Source organism: Kitasatospora sp. NEAU-CNBT7 (assembly GCF_057220535.1).
The window spans coordinates 1-13,988 of the sequence record NZ_JBXQQB010000066.1; the positions used below are offsets into that span (position 1 = coordinate 1).

The window sequence follows — 13,988 nt, forward strand, 5'->3', positions numbered from 1 at the left end:
GTTGAGGCTCTCGATGGCGTTGGTGGTGCAGATGATCTTCCGGATCTCGGTGTCGAAGCCGAGGAAGGGCACCATCTCGGGCCAGGCCCTCTCCCAGAGTTTCACCACAGCCGGGTAGTTCGCCTCCCAGGCCGCGGTGAATTCGGCGAACCGCTCCAGCGCCGCGGCCTCGTTCGGCGCTGTGTAGACCGGCTTGAGATCCCTGACCACCGCCGCCCAGTCCCGCTTGGACGTGTAGCGGAACGAGTTCCGCAGCAGGTGGACGATGCACGTCTGGACCACGGTTTGCGGCCAGACCTGCGCGACCGCGTCCGGCAGCCCGGTCAGTCCGTCGCAGACCAGGATCAGGCAGTCCTTCACGCCGCGGTTCTTGATCTCGGTGAGGACCGACTGCCAGTACTTGGCTCCCTCGCCGCCGCTGGAGGTCCACAGGCCCAGGATGTCGCGGTAGCCGTCGGCCGTGACGCCCAGGACCACGTAGACGGGCCGGTTGGCGACCTGCCCGTCGCGGACCTTGATATTCACAGCGTCCACGAACAGGACTGGGTAGACCGCGTCGAGCGGGCGGGTCCGCCAGTCGGCCATGCCCTCCAGGACGCGGTCGGTGATCGTGGACACGGTCTCCTTGCTCGTCGCCATTCCGTAGACCTCGGCGAGGTGCGCGACGATCTCCCCGGAGGTCAGGCCCTTCGCGGTCAGCGACACGACCAGGTTGTCCAGGCCCTCCGTGCGACGCGCATGCCGGGGCAGAACCTTCGGTGTGAACGTCCCCGACCGGTCCCGGGGCACCTCGACGGTGACCGGGCCGGCCTCGGTCAGCACCGTCTTGGACCGGTAGCCGTTGCGGGCGTTCCCGCCCTTGCGGGCACTGCGGCCCAACTCCGCGGAACCGGCCAGGTGCTCGTCCATCTCGGCTTCCAGAGCCTCCTGGAGCAGGTGCCGGGTCAGCTGTTGCAACAGCCCGCCCTCACCGAGCAGCTGCATCCCGCCGGCCCGGGCCTGCTCGGCCGCCAGCTCGGCCACGGACGCCACCACGTCCGACCCGCGTGTGTCTCTCCTGGAACCCATGTCCAAGGCATCGGCCGTTTCCGTCTCCGCCGCAACCGTTCCCTCAGGAACCGACTCGATCCGGTGATCCGTCAGCGAGCTCATCAGTGACTCCCTTGATCAGGGTGTCCACCGAAATTCTGATACTCCCCTCGACGGCCGGGCCCGCCCGGCAGGACCCGACGGGCCCGGGAAACATGTGGCCGGACTCCTGCTGCGCCCGGCCGGTGGTCAGCCGGTGGGCGGGTTCCAGTGGTTGTCGGGGTGATCGAGCCACACGGTGCGCTCCCCGGCGTGGGTGAGGGTGAGTCCGAAGCGTTCGTAGCCGGGGCTGCCGGCGTGCTGCCAGGTGGTCCATGCGGTGTGGATCTCGTCCCACAGGTTCCGGGGTCCGCTCTGGCGGACCTGGTACTCGTTCGTGCCGGGGGTGGAGTCGACGGTGGCCCAGGAGGTGACGGCGGTATCGAAGAACCACCAGGTGACGGTCTCCCGGTAGGGGGCGCGGCGGTAGTAGACGTCCGGTAGGCGGGTGCCGACGGCGAGCTGGGCGAGCCAGGAGGTGCCGATGGTCTCGGGGTCGAGGCCGGTGACCGACGGTGCGGCGTCGCCGGGCCAGTCGCCGGGCAGGTAGGCGTCGACGGGCGGGGCCTGGTAGCGCTGCTGGCGCATCCGCATGAAGTCGCAGGGGCCGGTGAGGTGCCCGGCCGCCGTGCGGCCGTCACCGTCGACGGTCAGGCGGGTGATGGCGCCGCCGCCGAACAGGGTGGCTACCGGCGCGACGATGATTCCGCCGGGGCGGGTGGCCTGGAGCCAGGCGGTGGGGATGTCGGTGACCAGGCTGGAGCAGGTCGCGATGAGGCGGTCCGCCCGCCGTACGCCCTTGCTGTCCCCGTTGGTGTCGCCGGTCCCGTCCTCGCCGTCGGCTTCGTGGTCGGGGGCGGGTTCGGCGCCGTCGCCGGTCACCACGCGCACTCCGTCGAGGCCGGCGGCGGTGAGGTTGGCCCGGGCGGTGTCGGCGACGGTCTTGTCGATCTCGACGGTCATCACCCGGTCGGGGCCGAGGCGGTGGGCGAGGAGGGCGGCGTTGTAGCCGGGGCCGGTGCCGATCTCGCGGACCTGGTGGCCGTCGTGGACGTCGAGGTCGCGGAGCATCGAGGCGACCATGGTCGGCATGCTGAGGCTGGAGGTGAAGTCGCGCATGCCCGCGGCCTCGTTGCCGTCGTCCCACTGGGTGACGGCCGGGGTGTCGCGGTAGGCGCCGGCCAGCCAGGCTTCGGGGTCGGCGGTGCGGTCGCGCTCGACCGTGTCGCCGTCGGTGAACTCCCAGTACACCGGCGGCAGGAACAGGTGCCGGGGGACCGTCTCGAACGCCTCGCGCCAACTCGGGTCCAGCGCGCCGGTGTCCGCGAGGTGGCCGGCGAGCCGGTGACGGGCGGCCTCCGCGGACCGGTCGGTGCTCATTTGTGCTTGGGTTCGGGCTTGGGGCCCTGGCCGTCGGGGCTGGGCTTGGGTCCGATGTCGGGGCCGCCCGGCTTGGCGTGCGCCCCGCCGCCACCGTCCCCCGGCCCGCCCTTGTTCTCGTCACTCATCGTCGCGCCCCTCTCACCGAACGGATCCACCATCCTGGTGGGCGCCCGCTGCTGACGGCAAGAGAGCCCGGCCACGAGCCCCGCACGGCAGCCCGGCCGGACCGGCGTACGGGGTTTCGAGGCCGGCCACCGCGGCGGCGCTGTCGCCGCTCGCCGGGCGGCCGCCGTCGGGCAGGGCAGCATCCGGATCCCGGCCGGGATCCCGGATCGGGTCACCGGGTTGCTCCGCCGGCCCGGATGGCCTGATCCAGGGGGCCGTGGTCCGGCGGCGGTTCCCGGGGCGGCGGGGGGATCGGCCCGCAGGCCGGTCGGTGGCGGGTGGCGTGGATGTCAGTGGCCGGACCAGACGGGGCAGTGGGGCGCGTGCCGGGTCAGCAGGATCACGGTGCCGCCGTCCATGACCTTCCGGTCGTGGGTGACCGGGCAGCAGGGCCCGTTCTGGGCCGGCCGCACCGGCTGGGTGGGGACGCGGGCGTCGTCCCGGTCCGGCAGCGCGGGCTGCGGCCAGGCGGGCTGCGGAACGGGCCGCATCGGCCGGCGCTCGGGCGGGGTGCGGCGGTGGACCTGGTCGATGGGCACGCCGAGGGCTCGGGCGCGGGCGTGCAGGCGGCGGCGGTCGCGGCGTTCGGACATGGCGACACCCTGCCTCGTCCGGCCCTGTTCACGCCAGTGCGGCCCGCGCCGCAGCGCCTCTCGGACGGGACGGGAGGCCTCGCCGGTCGCCGGATCCGTGCCCGCGGACCTGTACCGGCTCGCAAGACGATGCGGTCGATGGCCTCGCGTCCGCCCGGCGGCCGGCCCGGCCCCGGCCGGGAGCCGGCGGCCGGCCCACTCGGCCCGGCCCACTCGGTCCGGTCCGGTCCGGTCGGCCCGGGCGGGCGCGCCGGTCGCGACGTCCGTGGGTGGCGGCATCACGAGTCCGTGCGCGGGCCCAGGGTGCTGTGCTGGACGAGTCCGGCGGGGATGTCCGGGTTGCCCGCTCTCTTGCGGGTCAGGTCCACGAATCGCGTGCGCAGTTCCTGGGCGGGTTCGCCGAGCACGATGGTGCTGAGCACCAGTTCCAGCATCAGGCAGTCGTACGCGTCGTCGCGTCCGCGGTAGCGTTCCGGGTTGCGTTCGACCGCGGCCCCGGCGATCTGCCAACCGCCGCCGTCGGCCGGTGCGAAGGTTGCCTCGAAGATGCCGTGGCCGGTCCAGCTGCGGTGGAGGAAGACGGTGTCGCCCTCGGCGAAGACGTCCCACTTGTCGTCCATGTCCCGGGACCGGTGGCCGTGCCGGATGCGCTGCCAGTCCTCGTTTGACCAGATGCGCCGCGGCAGCAGCGGGAGCGGCCGGGGGGAGGATATCGGCCGGACCGTGTCGCAGAGCGAGGACCGGGTCACGCGTTCGTCGGCGGGCATACCCGGGATCCTACGGACGATGCCGCCCGGGGTGCCGGCGCTCGCTGCGCCGGTGACGCGGTGCGGCGGTGCGGCGGTGAGGCGGTGAGGCGGTGCGGCGGTGCGCGGAAGGTGCCCTCGTCCGAGTGGATCGGGCCCCGCCCGGGCGCTTGCCCGCCGGCGGTCGTGCAGGACACCGACCCGCCTGTTCCCCGTCCCGGTGCCGTTCGGCGCGGGCCACGGCCGTGCCCGGGGGCTCCGCGGCCATCCTGGGGGCCGCCACGGGCGCGTGTGCCTGTGGCCGGCAGGACGGCAGTGCTGCGGGTGGCTCCCGGGCGGGCAATGAAGGAAGCCCGGGAGCCGGGCCCCATCCTCCCACCCCCGGCACGGTGCCTGTGCCTCCCCGGCCTGCCCGGTGCCGGGCCACCGCCGGGACCGGGCCCGGGAGTTCGGCGCGGGCGCCGCGGCAGGAGATTCTTCGGCGCAGATCCCAGCCGGGTGGGCGCAGGGGATTCTTCTGCCGCCGGCCCGTATCCGGTCCTGTGCACGGTCGCGCCGATCCCCGGCGGGCGGCCCGACCGGCTGCAGGCCCGTCCCCGCCGCTGCACCCGTGCCCCCGAGGCCGGGCCGGGTCGACCCGTCGACGGTCCGGGTGTCCCGTCCTGGGGTGTGATCGGAGCAGGGTTCGTGGCGGGCGGCGCGCCCCGGACACCGGCATCTGCGGCGTCCGGGGCCGGCCGCATGCCCGCGACGGCCGGACGCATCCAGGCGGCAGCCGCGCCCCGCCGCTCCCTGCCCGGCTGCGCCCCTGTGGCCCGGTGCGGTGCCGGGCGGGGGCCGGGGTGGTGGCAGCGGGTTGACCTGTTCACGGTTCATAGCGGCCTGTCATGGGGCATGATCGCTGCGTGAGTTCGTGGTGGGTAGGGTGCAGGGACGGTCTGCTGGCGGAACTGGCGGGCCTGCTGGTGGTGTTCGGCGCGGACCCGGTGGAGGACCCGGGTGCGGGGGAGCTCGCCGACACCGCGCAGGCGCTGGCGGGGGAGTACCGGGCCAGTGAGCGGGGTGAGGGGATCCGCGAGGCGGGCACGCTCCTCGGCGAGGCCGCCGCCGAGCTGCACGCCGCGGACCGGTTCCGGGGCACGCTGCTGCCGGTGGTGGTCCGTCATCTGCGCCGAGCGGTTGCGCTCCTCGTCTCGGCGTGTGCCCGGCTGGGGGCGGTGGCCGGGGCGGTTGCCGGCGGGCAGGCCCCGGCCAGGGCCACCGGGTAGCCGCTTCCGGATCGACGCCGCCCAAAGGGGCGCGGCGCCGTCCCCGGCGGGCCGCACCGCACACCCCCGCCCCCCGGCCACCCGGCCGGCGGACATCTGCCGAGGCCTGGGGCGGGAGGCGTCGGGCGCGGCCGGGTGCTGCCGGGTGCTGCCCGGTCCGGCCGCCCGGGGCTGTGCGGCGGCGCGCCGGTCGACGTTGCCGCACCCGGCCGGCCCACGCCACCCCGCTGCCGCCGGTGGTCCGGCACCCGCGCCGCCCGGGCCGCCGGCGGGCATCCCCGGCCCGCCTCCGCGCTGCCTCGGCCGAGGGCCCCTGCCGGCCGGTTCCTCCCGCACTGCTGCGCCCGCATGGTCTTGACATGCCGTCACCGGTGGGTGGAGCGTCGTGCAAAACTGCGCAAGCGACTTGGTGGGGGAGGCTGTGATGGGGTTACGGTTCGCAGGGGTGGACCCGAACACCGGCAAGGACGAGAGCCCGATGGTGTGGGTCGACGACGAGAAGCGGGAGCTGGTCGTGCAGGGCCTTCGGCCCGACGGCGGGCTGCTGGCGGAGATCGGCACCACCGAGTGGGTGCCCGGCCACTCGGTCGGCACCCCGGACCACGAGAACGTGACCCGCATCCCGCTGCGGATGGCGCAGATCATCAGGAAGGCCCTCGACGATGCCGAACGTGACGGCCTTCTCTGAACTGCTGGCCGCGGCCCGGCACTCGGCGGTGCACCTGGAGATGCGCGACGCCTACGGCATCGCCGCCGAGGCCGCCGAGTTCGAGCACTTCAAGCGCACCGGCGTCCACCCGGACCTCGACCCGGACGGGGAGGGCTGGTCGGGCTGGGTGGCGATGGTGCGGGCCGCGGTCGCCCGCGGCGTGGTGGTGCGCCGGGCGCGGATCGTCTCGGAGCCGGTCACCGACTACATCCGCTACGAGCACGCCGGGACGGCGGTGAATCTGGCGGCCGGCGAGCAGGTCCGGTGGCTGCCGCGGCGCCGGGCCTCCGATCTGGCGCTGCCCGGCAACGACTTCTGGCTGTTCGACGGGGCCGTCGTGCGGTTCAACCACTTCACCGGCGACGGCGCCTCCGCCGGCCCGCAGATGTGCGACGAAGCGGCCGTCGCGAAGCTGTGCGCGCAGGCGTTCGAGGCGGTGTGGGAGCGCGCCGTCCCACACGAGCAGTACACCGTCTGACCCCCGGACACCCGGTCGCCGGGACCGGCCCGCCCGCAGGACAGCCGCCCCGCCCACAGACAGCCTTCCCCGAACCGCCCGCCCACAGGATCCGCCGAAGCCGATGCCGCCCGTCTCACCGTCCTCCAGTGCCCAGGAGGCCCGCCTGGCCGTCGCCGCCCGGCTGCGCGAGATCATGCTGGACGCGGGCCTGCAGGGGCAGGAGCTGTCCGCCCGGTGCGGCTGGAACGGCGCCAAGACCTCCCGCATCGTCAACGCCCGCACCGCGCCCTCCGACACCGACATCCGTACCTGGTGCGCGGCGTGCGGCGCCGACAACCAGGCCGAGGACCTGATCGCCGCCAACCGCGCGGTTGACTCCATGTACGTCGAGTGGCGCCGCCTCACCCGCACCGGCCTGCGCCGCCTCCAGGAATCCGCCGCACCCCTGTACGAACGCACCAGGCACTTCCGCTCCTACTCCTCGCGCGTCGTGCCGGGCGTCCTGCAGACCGAGGCCTACGCCACCGCCCTGCTCACCACCGTCGCCGACTTCCGCCGCACCCCCGACGACGTCGCCGACGCCGTCCGGGCCCGCCTGGCCCGCTCCCGCGTCGTACGCACCGGCCGCCACCGCTTCGCCATCCTCATCGAGGAGTCCGTCCTGCACTACCGCCTCGGCACCCCCGAGACGATGGCCGAACAACTCGAACACCTGCGCACCGCGATGGCCCTGCCGGCCGTCTCGCTCGGCATCATCCCCTTCACCGCCCGGCGCACCATGTGGCCGGTGGAGACCTTCAACATCTTCGACGACCAGGAAGCCGGCGTCGAACTGCTCTCCGCCCAGGTCACCGTCACCACCCCCACCGAACTCGCCCTCTACGCCGACGCGTTCGACCGCCTCAGAACCTTCGCCGTCCACGGCGACCACGCCCGCGCCCTGATCACCCGCGCCGCCGCCACCCTCGGGTGAAACCCCGCAAACACGTGCAAACGCGTTGAGGCCTTGGCCCGCTGCTCCCTACGGTCGTCTCGTCGCCCACCACCCGGGGCCGGGCACCCGGCCCTCGGCCGGTGTGTGGGCGGCGTGTTGGGGCCGGTGCGCGGGCCCGCCCCCCGTCGGGTCCGCGCACCGCCCGCCCCCCCTGCCACCTCGGAACCTCCGGAGCGTTGTGACCACGCACCCGATAGCCCGCCCACAGGCCACAGTCCGGCCGGCGGTGCCGCCCGCGGCCGGTCCGACGGCGGCACCGGCGGGTGCCCGGCACACGGCCCCCGCCGCCGGGACCGCGACCGTCGCCACCCGGAACCGGCCACAGGCCCAGGCCCCGGGCCCGGGCCCGGGCCCGGGCCCGGGCCAGGATCGGGCCGCGGCCGTCGGGGACTGCGCGAGGGTGCTGCTGCCCTACGAGCCCACCTCCGCCGCCGCGGCCCGCCGCCTGCTGCGCACCACGCTGCGCACCTGGGACCTGGACGACCTGGTGGAGGCGGGGGAGCTCGTTGTCAGCGAGCTGGTGGGCAACGCGGTGAAGACCGGCTGCCGGCGCCGGATGCTGGTGAGCGTGGAGCGGATCACCGGCGGCCGGGTGCGGATCAGCGTCTGCGACGGGTCCCGCACCCTGCCGTGCCTGATCGACGCAGGACCCGACGCCGAGGGTGGCCGCGGCATGGCGCTGGTCCACCACCTCACCGCCGGCCAGTGGGGAGCCACCCCGGGACCCCTCGGGAAAACCGTCCACGCGGACCTGCGCACCGGCCTACCCCGCCCGGCATGACCCCCGGGGGCCTGCCCGGAACCGCCGGGCCTCGCCCGCGGGACGCCCCGCCGTCGGCGGGGCGCCGGTGCCGGCCCGGTGCCGGGATGGTGCGCGAAGGCCGGCCGCCCGGGGGCGGCCCCGCGTGCTTCCGGGCGCCCCCGGCGGCCCGGCATGGCGACCCGCCCGCCCGGACAGCCATCGCAGACTGCCCCGCCCCGTCCCCATGGAGACCCTGATGAACCGTCCGAAGCACCCGCTCCCCACCCCGCTCCAGTTCCTGATCGCACCGCGGATGATGCGCCGGATCGGACTGTGGATGGGCGCGCACGGCCTGACCTTCGACGAGGCCCGGCTGTGGCACGTGGCCTGGTCGATGCTGCGCCATCACCTGGCGGCCACCTACGGGCGCGGATGGCGCCGCACCGCGCCCGCGGAACTCCGGGTCCAGGCGGACCCGGTCCACTTCGACCCCCGCAGGCTCCCCGAGGGCACCCCCGGCCGCACCGTTCCCGACACCTTCGCGCGGTTGGCGGCCGGCGACGACCGGCCGCGGTGAGGCGCGACGGCCACCACCCACCAGGGCGCGCACGGCCGGGTTCACCGCAGGACCGACCCGCAGCCGTACCCCCACCCGCCGGACAGGGGAACGCGACGGTGAGGTGCCGGGCGGGTCCGGCCGGGCCGGGTGGGTGTGGGCGCCCGGCCGCCCGCCTGTGGGCAGGGGCCGGGCGAGGAACCGGTCAGCCGATCGGGACGACCTGTTCGGCCTGCGGTCCCTTGGGTCCCTGGGTGACGTCGTACTCGACCCGGCCGCCTTCGGCGAGTTCCTTGAAGCCGGTGGTCTGGATCGCGGAGAAGTGCACGAACACGTCGGGGCCGCCGTCGTCCTGCTGGATGAAGCCGAAGCCCTTCTCGGAGTTGAACCACTTCACGGTGCCTGTCGCCATGCCACTGCCTCCCGGTGGGTTACGGGGACGGGAGGGTTCCCGTCCCTGCTGTAGCCAACCGGATACCGGGGCGTAGGGATGGTACTTCCGTCCAATCAAGATCGAGTGACGCAAACCCGTGGGTGTCGGGATCGGTTGACGGTCGGTCATGATCGCCGGTCGGGGAACGGCCGGGCGCAGCAGCTGTCCCGTCTCATCGAACTTGGACGGTATCTCATCGAAGTTCGACCGGCCCTGCCGGCCTCCGGGTTCAGTCGCTGCTGTCGGCGGGGGCCCACTCTTCGCGGTATCCCGGGCGGTCGTGGTAGACGGTCGCAGCGAGGACGCGTACCGACCAGTCGGTGCGGTGGATCTCCTGATCGTCGGGGTCGGCATGTTCCGGGTCGCGCCAGGTGGCGAGCAGGTCGCGGTGCATGGCTGTGGTGCGGGCGGGTGAGTAGAGCGCGGCGAGCGGGCCGTCAGGGGTGAGCCCTTCAGGGAGCCATGACCCGGGACGGGCTGCGGCTGCCGCCTCGTCGGCGTCGATCTGCTCGCGCAGCCAGGTAATCAGTTCAGCGGTCATGCCCAGCATGATCACCTGTGCCACCCACAGTGCCCCGCACACGTCCTGCCCGTCAGCTCCGTCAACTGGACCAGGACGCCGGTAGGGCCGGTCGAGCTTCGGTGGGACGCCGTCAAAGTTCGATGAGACGGAACAGCGCCCGCAGACCGCGTCCACTCCGCGCGCACCCATGTACGGCCAATGTGCGATTCAATTGTGCGTTCGAAAGTTACTTTCACGCTATGCTCTGGGAGTGGAGGTGCAACGTGACTGACGACCTGTTCGCTTCGATCGACGCGCTGCTGGCCCGGCCCCGTCCGGTGGAGGACCTGCCGGTGCCGGCCGAGCGGGAGCGGCTGCGCAAGGTGGGGGAGTACACCCAGGAGGAGCTGGCCGCCGCGCTGAGGACCAGGCGGGAGACGATCGTGCGGTGGGAGGCCGGGACGACGGAGCCACGCGCGCCGAAGCGCGAGGTGTACATCCGGTTCCTGGCGACGCTGGCGCTGCAGCACGGCACGGTCGAGCCGGCCGAGTGGCTGCGCCGGGCGCAGGCCGCCGGCCTGGTCCGGGCCGCCGGTGGGAGCACGGCCGGCACCGCCGGGGCTCCCGCAGCCGCGGCGCCGGCCGAGACTGTGCCCGTGCCCGTGCCGTCCGCGTCCGCGTCCGCGCCCGCGCCCGCGCCTGTGCCGGTGGCGTCCGGTGGGGCGGACCAGGCGGTGGTGGAGCTCGACCGCACGGCGGCCGGGGACCTGGTCGCCGGGGAGCCGCAGCCGTGTGTGCGGTGCGGCCGTCCGACGCCGTACCGTTCGGCCGGGTGTCCGGTGCACATGGGCGGCTGGTGCACCGCCGCCCCGGCCGCGGCCCCGCAGGCCGGTGCCCCGGCCGCTGCGCAGCCGGTCGAGCAGGCCCCGGCCGCTCAGGCCTCCGTGGCGGCATCGGACCCGGTTGGCCCGGTCGCTTCGGTCGCTGCGCCCCGCCAGGCCGCACCCGGGGCCGGTTCGGTGGCTGCGCCGCGCCGTCCCGCGTCGTCGCGTCCGGCGGCCGGTCCGTCGTCGCGGGCCCGCAAGGCCCCGGCGAAGGCCGAGGGGCCGTCCGACTGGGAGGCCGCGGCCGCCGCGCGGTTCCCGGCAGGTCCCCTCGCGGTTCTGGACGTCGCCCCGTCCGGCCGGGGCCTGGTGGCCTACCTCTCCGACGGCACGGCAGCCGCCACCGCCCCGGCCAAGCACACCCTGGCCGCCGTGGTCGAGTGGGCGCTGGAGCAGAAGTTCGGCTCCGCGCGGTTGCACCGGCACGGCAAGGACGGCGACGCCCTGCTGGTCCTCACCGACGCCGCCCTCACGGAGCTGGGCCTGCCGCCGATGGGCCGGGACGAGAAGACCGAGTTCGTCCCCCGCCTCGGCCAGCTGCCGAAGACCCACAAGGCCGTCAAGCAGCTGGAGAAGGCCGGCTGGCTGCTCACCCAGCGCGGCCTGGGCCCGTGGGCCCGGATCTACCGCACCCCCGAGGACGGCAAGCGGGTCTGTGTGCAGCTGTGCATCCCCGCCTGGGGCGCCCTCGCCTCCGGGGGCTGGCAGATCCCGGACGGCCTCGCCCCGGCGGACCTGGCCCGCCTGCTGGGCACCTACGCCACCCGCGTCCTCACCCCCCGCGGCTCCACCGCAGTCTCCGGCCTGGAGCTGGTGACCGCGCTGCGCCCGCCCACGAAGGCGGTACGCACCGAGTCCGGCTGGACGTCGGGCACGGTGGACGGCTCCCGGCCCAAGGACGCCTTCGACCCGGCGCCGTCGGAGGTCCCGGACATGCACCCGCTCGCCCAGGGCCGCGAGCTGGGTGGGGCGCTGGTCACCGAGGCCTGGGACTGGCACCGCCCCCTCACCGCGCAGGAAGCGGCGGCACCGTTCGCGGTCGGCCTCGACGTCAACATGGCGTTCCTCGCCGCCGCCGGCCGCCTGGTGCTGCCACTGTCCGGACCGGTCCACGAGCTGAACCCGGTCTTCGACCCCAAGGTGCCCGGCTCCTGGCTGGTCGACCTCACAGGCGTCGACACGAACCCGCTGCTCCCCAGCCCGTTCACCGCGGACGGCTCCCGCCCGACCGGGCCGGCCTGGTACTCCACCGCGAAGGTCGCCTACGCCCACGAACTCGGCGCCACCGTCCGGCCCACCGAGGGCTGGCTGCGGCACCGGAGCGGCCCGTACCTCGACCCGTGGCACAAGCACCTGCGCCAGGCCTACATCGACACCATGGCCGCCCTCGGCGTCCCGCTCACCCTCGCCGACACCGACCCGGTCGCGTTCCTCGACGCCATGGCCGCCATCAAGCAGGGCGACCCGGCCGAGCTGGCCGTCCTCACCGCGATCAAGCAGACCGCCAAGGGCACCATCGGCAAGATGCGCGAACGCCCCCGCGGCCACGGCTACAAACCCGGCGAGCGCTGGGCCGCCCTGGACCGCCCGACCTGGGACCCGCTCATGCGCGCCCTGGTCATCGACACCGCCACCGTCAACCTCCACCGCAAACTCCGCAAGATGGCCGGCCACACCGGCCTCTACCCCTTCGCCGTGCTCTCCGACTGCGCCGTCTTCGCCGCCCCCGGCCCCGGCGCCCTCGACATCCTCACCAAACCCGACGGCACCCTCACCACCTCGCTGCGCCTGGGCGTCAGCCCCGGGATGGTCAAGTTCGAGGGCTCCCGGCCGATGGCCGAGATCACCGAGCTGCTCGCCGACGGGGCGAACCCGGCCCGGCACATCAAGACCGGCGGCGTCGTCTCCGCCGACGAGTAGCCCCGTGCGGCCCCGGCCGGGCCCGCACGCATACGGGCCCGGCCCGCACCGCACGACACCTCACGACCCATCAGCAGCGGGCCGCCCGAGCGGCGGCCGTACAGGGAGGGACCCATGGAGAACCCGGAGCCGGACCCGCGCGCCGAGCAGCTCGCTGCAGCCTACTGGCGCCACACCAGGACGGGGTCCGCCGCCTGGAGCCGCTTGAAGCCGGAGGTCCAGGCCGACGCTTGGCTGCGCGCCGCGCAGGCCGCGGGCGTCGTGGCGCCGGCCGCCGCGCCGAGCGGGGACCACACCGCGCTGTGGCTGGACGAGGCGGGTGGCGTGTGGAACGAGGTGCCGACCGGCGACGGCGACGACGACCTGGTGCTGCCGCTGGTCCACGCCCGTGAGGAGGCGGCCTCGCGCCGTGACCTCGAGGACCGCGGCCACCGCCTCACCCTCATCGGCTGGACCCTCTGACCCCGCCGGCCCGGCACCGGCCGGGCGGGCCCCGCCACCACCAGCTCGAGGAAGGACAGCTTGATGGGGGAGATCGACGAGGGCCTGGAGCGCGCCGAGCGCACCCGCCCGATCCCGCAGTCCACCGCCGCCCGGATGCGGTTCCTGCTCAAGGGCGCCAAGGGCTCCACCAAGCAGCTCGCCCAGGAGCTGGGCGTCTCCCAGCGCACCGTGCAGCGCTGGCTCACCGGCAAGGGCAACCCGAAGCCCGCCGCCGCGAAGGCCATCGAGTCCAAGGTCCGCACCGCCTGGCAGCCGCGGGTGAAGCAGCGGGTGCGCCAAGCCGCCGAGACCAACGGCTTCATGCTGCACATCTCCGGCACGTTCGGCTTCAGCGCGTCGGCCGGCTCCACCGACGACCCCCGCCCCCGCACGATCACGCAGAAGATGCCCGGCTCCGTGGCCCAGCAGCTGTACGCCGCCCGGGACGCCGGGGCCGGCCAGGCCGAGCAGGAGCGGATCCTCGCCGAGGGCCTGCGCGAGCACTACTTCAAGGACGGCGGCCGCCGCGCCCGCGGCCTCGACGTCGAGCTCAACGACGTCTCCTGGATAGACCTGGAGGGGCTGTAGCCCCTTCCGGGGCGTTGTCACGTTGTCGGGTGCTTGATCGTCTGACGCCGTGTCGGGGCATGCTGGGCCCCGATGGGGGTGCTGGTTCAGGCCGTGGTGGGCAGGCCGGTGGCACCGGTGATGTGGTTCCAGATGGTGAAGCGGATGATCATTTCGAGGCGGTAGCGGGCGGCGGTGAGGAGGTGGCGGCCGGGTCGGAAGTGGGGTGAGATGCCGCTGAACGCGGCGAGGAACCGCTGCGCGGCGCCGACCGATCGGAAGCCCTTCATGGCGCGTTCGCGCTGCTCGTGGGTTGGTGGCTGTTCTCGGCCCGGTTGTTCAGGCCCTTGTGGGAGCGGTGCTCGACCGAGGGCATGACCTCGCGGCGGGCGGCGCCGTAGCTCTTGAGCCTGTCGGTGACGATCACCCGCGGCACCGTGCCGGTCTCCTTGAGG

The 13,988-nt window shown here is 74.4% G+C and carries 16 protein-coding genes and 1 pseudogene; 9 read left to right on the top strand and 8 right to left on the bottom strand.

Features of this window, described 5'->3' with window-relative positions; translation table 11 throughout:
- From AC2TEW_RS37045 to AC2TEW_RS37065, 5 genes are all read right to left on the bottom strand, one after another.
- Positions 1–1,068, bottom strand: a 1,068-nt coding sequence (locus tag AC2TEW_RS37045; protein ID WP_484627636.1) for an IS256 family transposase, incomplete at its 3' end; no start/stop codon positions are given.
- A 210-nt stretch (positions 1,069–1,278) separates the two neighbouring features.
- Entirely contained in the window at positions 1,279–2,508 is a 1,230-nt protein-coding gene (locus AC2TEW_RS37050; protein ID WP_484627637.1) for a methyltransferase domain-containing protein, read from the bottom strand.
- On the bottom strand, positions 2,505–2,636 hold the full coding sequence (locus AC2TEW_RS37055; RefSeq protein WP_484627638.1) for a hypothetical protein: 132 nt from the start codon (positions 2,634–2,636) through the stop codon (positions 2,505–2,507). Before AC2TEW_RS37055 ends, AC2TEW_RS37050 begins: the two co-directional genes overlap by 4 nt.
- 330 nt (positions 2,637–2,966) lie before the next feature.
- A complete protein-coding gene (locus AC2TEW_RS37060; RefSeq protein ID WP_484627639.1) occupies positions 2,967–3,269 on the bottom strand; it encodes a hypothetical protein in 303 nt (100 codons plus the stop codon).
- Positions 3,270–3,547: 278 nt separating this feature from the next.
- Positions 3,548–4,036 (bottom strand): hypothetical protein, encoded by a 489-nt coding sequence (locus AC2TEW_RS37065; RefSeq protein ID WP_484627640.1) that lies wholly within the window; start codon positions 4,034–4,036, stop codon positions 3,548–3,550.
- Positions 4,037–4,920: 884 nt separating this feature from the next.
- On the opposite strand from AC2TEW_RS37065, the gene AC2TEW_RS37070 reads away from it, so the two are divergent.
- The 6 genes from AC2TEW_RS37070 (at position 4,921) to AC2TEW_RS37095 (ending at position 8,765) form a co-directional block, all read left to right on the top strand.
- Positions 4,921–5,283 carry a hypothetical protein gene (locus AC2TEW_RS37070; RefSeq protein WP_484627641.1) on the top strand — a complete coding sequence of 121 codons (363 nt, stop codon included), beginning with the start codon at positions 4,921–4,923 and terminating at the stop codon, positions 5,281–5,283.
- Between the two features lie 445 nt (positions 5,284–5,728).
- Entirely contained in the window at positions 5,729–5,971 is a 243-nt protein-coding gene (locus AC2TEW_RS37075; protein ID WP_484627642.1) for a hypothetical protein, read from the top strand.
- Positions 5,946–6,470, top strand: coding sequence for a DUF6879 family protein (locus AC2TEW_RS37080; protein WP_484627643.1), 525 nt, complete (start codon positions 5,946–5,948; stop codon positions 6,468–6,470). The genes AC2TEW_RS37075 and AC2TEW_RS37080 overlap by 26 nt, the downstream gene beginning before the upstream one ends.
- A gap of 103 nt (positions 6,471–6,573) precedes the next feature.
- On the top strand, positions 6,574–7,425 hold the full coding sequence (locus AC2TEW_RS37085; protein ID WP_484627644.1) for a helix-turn-helix domain-containing protein: 852 nt from the start codon (positions 6,574–6,576) through the stop codon (positions 7,423–7,425).
- A gap of 421 nt (positions 7,426–7,846) precedes the next feature.
- Complete coding sequence (locus AC2TEW_RS37090; RefSeq protein WP_484627645.1) at positions 7,847–8,227, top strand: ATP-binding protein; 381 nt, start codon at positions 7,847–7,849, stop codon at positions 8,225–8,227.
- Between the two features lie 217 nt (positions 8,228–8,444).
- Positions 8,445–8,765 (top strand): hypothetical protein, encoded by a 321-nt coding sequence (locus AC2TEW_RS37095; RefSeq protein WP_484627646.1) that lies wholly within the window; start codon positions 8,445–8,447, stop codon positions 8,763–8,765.
- 184 nt (positions 8,766–8,949) lie between these two features.
- Here AC2TEW_RS37095 and AC2TEW_RS37100 read toward each other — a convergent pair whose 3' ends face one another.
- Both AC2TEW_RS37100 and AC2TEW_RS37105 read right to left on the bottom strand, forming a co-directional pair.
- Positions 8,950–9,156, bottom strand: a complete 207-nt coding sequence (locus AC2TEW_RS37100) for a cold-shock protein (protein WP_484627647.1) — start codon at positions 9,154–9,156, stop codon at positions 8,950–8,952.
- A gap of 250 nt (positions 9,157–9,406) precedes the next feature.
- On the bottom strand, positions 9,407–9,718 hold the full coding sequence (locus AC2TEW_RS37105; protein WP_484627648.1) for a DUF6221 family protein: 312 nt from the start codon (positions 9,716–9,718) through the stop codon (positions 9,407–9,409).
- A gap of 245 nt (positions 9,719–9,963) precedes the next feature.
- On the opposite strand from AC2TEW_RS37105, the gene tap reads away from it, so the two are divergent.
- From tap to tpg, 3 genes are all read left to right on the top strand, one after another.
- Positions 9,964–12,483 carry a telomere-associated protein Tap gene (tap, locus tag AC2TEW_RS37110; protein ID WP_484627649.1) on the top strand — a complete coding sequence of 840 codons (2,520 nt, stop codon included), beginning with the start codon at positions 9,964–9,966 and terminating at the stop codon, positions 12,481–12,483.
- A gap of 114 nt (positions 12,484–12,597) precedes the next feature.
- Positions 12,598–12,945, top strand: coding sequence for a hypothetical protein (locus tag AC2TEW_RS37115; RefSeq protein ID WP_484627650.1), 348 nt, complete (start codon positions 12,598–12,600; stop codon positions 12,943–12,945).
- Between the two features lie 63 nt (positions 12,946–13,008).
- A complete protein-coding gene (gene tpg / locus AC2TEW_RS37120) occupies positions 13,009–13,554 on the top strand; it encodes a telomere-protecting terminal protein Tpg (protein ID WP_484627651.1) in 546 nt (181 codons plus the stop codon).
- An 86-nt stretch (positions 13,555–13,640) separates the two neighbouring features.
- Here the strand turns inward: tpg and AC2TEW_RS37125 are convergent.
- A pseudogene (locus tag AC2TEW_RS37125) lies at positions 13,641–13,988 on the bottom strand (DDE-type integrase/transposase/recombinase); the annotation flags it as partial.